The sequence below is a fragment of the Clostridium sp. genome, from assembly GCF_016650035.1.
Lineage (GTDB): Bacteria > Bacillota > Clostridia > Clostridiales > Clostridiaceae > Clostridium_AD.
The window spans coordinates 1-4,194 of record NZ_JAENWM010000157.1; the positions used below are offsets into that span (position 1 = coordinate 1).

Sequence of the window (4,194 nt, forward strand, 5' to 3'; positions counted from 1 at the left end):
TAAAACATGTCTCTAGGAGGGATTTTTCAAATTTTTACAGACTTGTCAAGCGTTTTATGCAGAAAAAATGGGGGAATCAACAAAAATTAATGATACTAGAAATGAGTAATCATAGGAGCTAATGAGTTTCCGTGAAAGCTCCATCTGTAACAGGGGGCGGTAAGTAATGTCAGAAATTAATGGAAAAGTAAAGACAGTATTAATGATGGATGATGTAAAAATGCAGTTTGGAGGAGTTATAGCAGTAAAGGATTTTAATCTTTACTTAAATAAAGGAGAAATTTTGGCGTTAATAGGACCCAATGGCGCTGGTAAAACTACAGCCTTTAATATGGTTACTGGTGTTTACAAACCAACAGCCGGGAAAATTTATTTTAATAATAAAGATATCACAGGAGTAAGGCCTGATTTAATTACTAAAACAGGAATTGCAAGAACCTTTCAAAACATAAGACTGTTTAAAGATTTATCAGTACTTGACAATGTTTTAATTGCAAATCATTTGAATATCAAATCAAATTTTATGGATGCAATATTTAAACTTCCATGGTACAGAAAAGAAGAAAAAGAAATGATGGAAAAGTCTCTTAACTTGCTGGAGAAAGTAGGATTATTAGATTTAAAGGATGAAAAGGCGCATTCTCTTCCATATGGAAAGCAAAGGCGCCTGGAAATAGCTAGAGCCATGGCTACCAATCCGGAAGTTCTACTTCTAGATGAACCAGCAGCAGGAATGAACCCAAAAGAGTCGGAAGATTTAACACGTTTTATTAAACAAATTAGGGACGAGTTTAACTTGACCATATTTATGATAGAACATCACATGCAAGTTGTAATGGGAATATCTGATAGAATCTATGTTCTTGACTACGGTGTTACTATAGCAGAAGGAACCCCTTATGATATTCAAAATAACGAAAGAGTTATACAGGCATATTTGGGGGTGAGTGATGATGATGCTTAAAATTGATAATTTAGTAGTCGCTTATGGTGGAATTCAAGCTTTAAGAGGAGCAAGTATTGAAGTTGAAGAAGGTAAAATTGTAACCTTAGTTGGTGCTAACGGCGCTGGGAAAAGTACTATGCTTCGTTCTATTGTAGGACTAGTGAAACCTAAAAGTGGAATAATTCAGTACGAGGATAAAAATCTGATGCTTGTTAAACCTCAAAACATAGTACGGAATGGGATTACTTTGGTTCCAGAGGGAAGAAAGGTTTTTGGAGACCTTACAGTAATTGAAAATCTAAAATTAGGAGCTTTTTCAAGAAAAGATGAAAAGGAAATTAAGGAAGATATGGAATGGGTATATACTCTTTTCCCAATACTAAAGGAAAGAATCTGGCAACAAGCAGGTACGCTATCTGGTGGTGAACAACAAATGCTTGCGATTGGAAGAGCATTAATGTCAAGGCCGAAGCTACTAATGATGGATGAACCCTCCTTAGGGCTAGCTCCATTAATTATTAAAGATGTATTTAATATTATTAAAAAGATAAATAAGCAAGGTGTAACCATACTTTTAATTGAAAAAAATGCCAATGCTGCTCTGAAAATTGCAGATATAGGATATGTAATTGAAACAGGAAGAATTACCATTAAGGGCACTGGAAAAGAGTTATTGTGTAATGAAGATGTAAAGAAAGCTTATTTAGGGGAAAGTGTTCATGTTTAAGATATTAAAATCTTCACACATGTAATGAATATTTATTATTAATTAAAAACAAGTCTTTACAGATATTAATTACTATGTTATTATTAGTTCATAAACAAAGAAACGAAATTAAATTAGTACATTAAGTGTAAGTAATTCTACTTAGATATTAACTTTCATTAGAAAAATTAAAAGAATCGCTAATAGAAAGGGGATAGTCCAATGTATCAAATTAAATCTTCAGAGTTTTTAGAGGGTAGTCGAATTTTATAAATAAGAGGTCTTTAGGATATGTGATAAGACAAAGAGAAATTACTTAAATTAAAATACTATTCTCTAGTTAGTTTAAAATTGAATATATAGAATATCAAAAGGGAATTCATGTAGTGAATTCCCTTTTATTTTAAAGATCTTCTACGGCTTCCATACATATGATTTGATTGTTATACAATAAAAAAGAACTGATTAAATTACATCAGTTCTTTTAAGAGGTTATGTTAAATTTATATTTAATTAAAGGGGGACTCTAATTAAAAAATCAATCACTTTCTATATTATTATAATAACAACTTTATATGTCATTATAGTGACAAAATTAAAAAAATATTGTAAATACGAGTGTTTCTAGATGGTGCAAAGAGACTGTTTTTGAGGTATAATAGATTAATAAAAGAATAAACTATACCTTGGACATCTATAGGAACAGTTATTTTTTAAAAAATATATAAGCGGGGGTGCAATCGTGGAAGCTGAGGTAGGGAAGTCAACAATAAGTCCAATAAAAAAGCGTAAGAAAATTGTTTTAGGTATTATAATTTCTATTTGTACTTTGCTTTTCGTATACTTTGGGGTGGCAATATATTTCATGAATCATTTTTATTTTGGTTCTGCAATAAATAGTATTAGTGTTTCAGGTAAAATTGTACAGGATGTAAATGAACAAATGGCATCTGAGATTCAAAAATATCAGTTAAACATAAAAGGACGAGGCGGTATAAATGAACAAATTACAGGGGAAGAAATTGGCTTAAAGTATAATGTTAATGGTGATTTTAAGGAGTTTAAAGATAAACAGAATCCTTATAAATGGATTTCAGCAGTTTTTAATACAAAAGATTCTAAAATGTTAGCAGGAATTGAATATGATAAAGATTTATTAAAAGAACAAGTGGATAAGCTATCTTATTTTGATAGTAGCAAGATAATTGAACCTGAAAATGCTAGCTATAAATATAAAGATAATGGGTATGTGATTGTCGATGAGGTCATTGGAAGCAAGGGTAATAAAGAGGTCCTATATAATTATGCCATAGATGCAGTGAGCACAGGCGAAACAACAATAGATTTGGAGTCAATAAATTACTATATTAAGCCGGAATATACTTCGAAATCTCCAAAGGTAGTTGCCACAAGGGACATGCTTAACAAATATGTATCTTCGAAGGTTACCTATACTTTTGGGGATGAGAAAGAAATTCTAGATGGGTCTATAATAAATAAATGGGTTACAGTTGATGAGAATAATGAAATTACATTTAATGAAAAACAAGTTGAAATCTATATAGACTTACTTGCTAGTAAATATAACACAGTTGCTGACACGAGAAATTTTGTTTCATCATCAGGAAAGGTACTTAATATTGGTGGAGGTACTTATGGCTGGGCCATTAATAAGGTTAAAGAAATCCAATATTTAAATTCAATCATAAAGGAAGGGGAATCTATAGAAAAAGAACCTGCATACTATCAAACCGCATTAGCTCATGGCAAGGATGATATTGGAAATACCTATGTGGAAATAGATCTTACAGGGCAACACTTATGGTTTTATAAAAATGGAGAGCTGATTACACAAGGGGATGTTGTCACAGGTAATAATGGATCAGAGAAGACTAGAACACCGGTCGGCATTTATAAGATCAATTATAAAGAAAAAAATGCAACGCTTACAGGTGAAGACTATGCTGCTCCTGTGAATTATTGGATGCCTTTTAATAAGGGGATAGGAATTCATGATGCAAGTTGGCGAGATAAGTTTGGGGGAGATTTGTATAAGACAGGCGGATCTCATGGTTGTATAAATTCACCATACGATGTAGCAAAAAAAATATTTGATAATATAGAGACAGGTACTCCAGTAATTTGTTATTAATAGCAGAAAAATTTCTTATCGAGAATCCAGTTTCTACTAATTATAATCTATATAGCTAAAGCTTCTATAGAATTATTCATAATTAATGTACAAGTAACTATTGCAAAGCTTTCATTTTTAATTTAATATGTTATTTAGTAATGCTAATAGTTATTATCATTACTAAATAAAATGTAGAGAGAGGTAATTAAAATGGCTTTTGTAAAAATGAGTGAATTAGCTTTCACGGAATTTAAAAAGTTTCTTAAGGAAAACAATGTAACTTCAGATGAAATAAGAATTAATTTAACAGGTAATGGCTGAAGTGGCCCTGTGTTTAATCTTGTTCTGGATGAACAAAAAGAAGACGACAATGTTGAGAAATTTGGAGATATTAAATTAGTGGTAAAA

3 protein-coding genes are annotated in these 4,194 nt (G+C 31.2%); all 3 read left to right on the top strand.

Annotation, left to right across the window (positions count from 1 at the left end; genetic code table 11):
- Positions 1–166: 166 nt before the first annotated feature.
- The 3 genes from JJD95_RS19805 (at position 167) to JJD95_RS19815 (ending at position 3,804) form a co-directional block, all read left to right on the top strand.
- The gene (locus tag JJD95_RS19805; RefSeq protein WP_291645191.1) at positions 167–964 is read left to right on the top strand and encodes an ABC transporter ATP-binding protein; all 798 of its coding nucleotides are present in this window, start codon (positions 167–169) and stop codon (positions 962–964) included.
- Positions 957–1,673: an ABC transporter ATP-binding protein gene (locus JJD95_RS19810; protein WP_291645196.1), complete on the top strand. Its 717-nt coding sequence runs from the start codon at positions 957–959 to the stop codon at positions 1,671–1,673. Before JJD95_RS19805 ends, JJD95_RS19810 begins: the two co-directional genes overlap by 8 nt.
- A gap of 721 nt (positions 1,674–2,394) precedes the next feature.
- Positions 2,395–3,804 (top strand): L,D-transpeptidase family protein, encoded by a 1,410-nt coding sequence (locus JJD95_RS19815; protein ID WP_291645193.1) that lies wholly within the window; start codon positions 2,395–2,397, stop codon positions 3,802–3,804.
- The last annotated feature ends 390 nt before the right edge of the window (positions 3,805–4,194 follow it).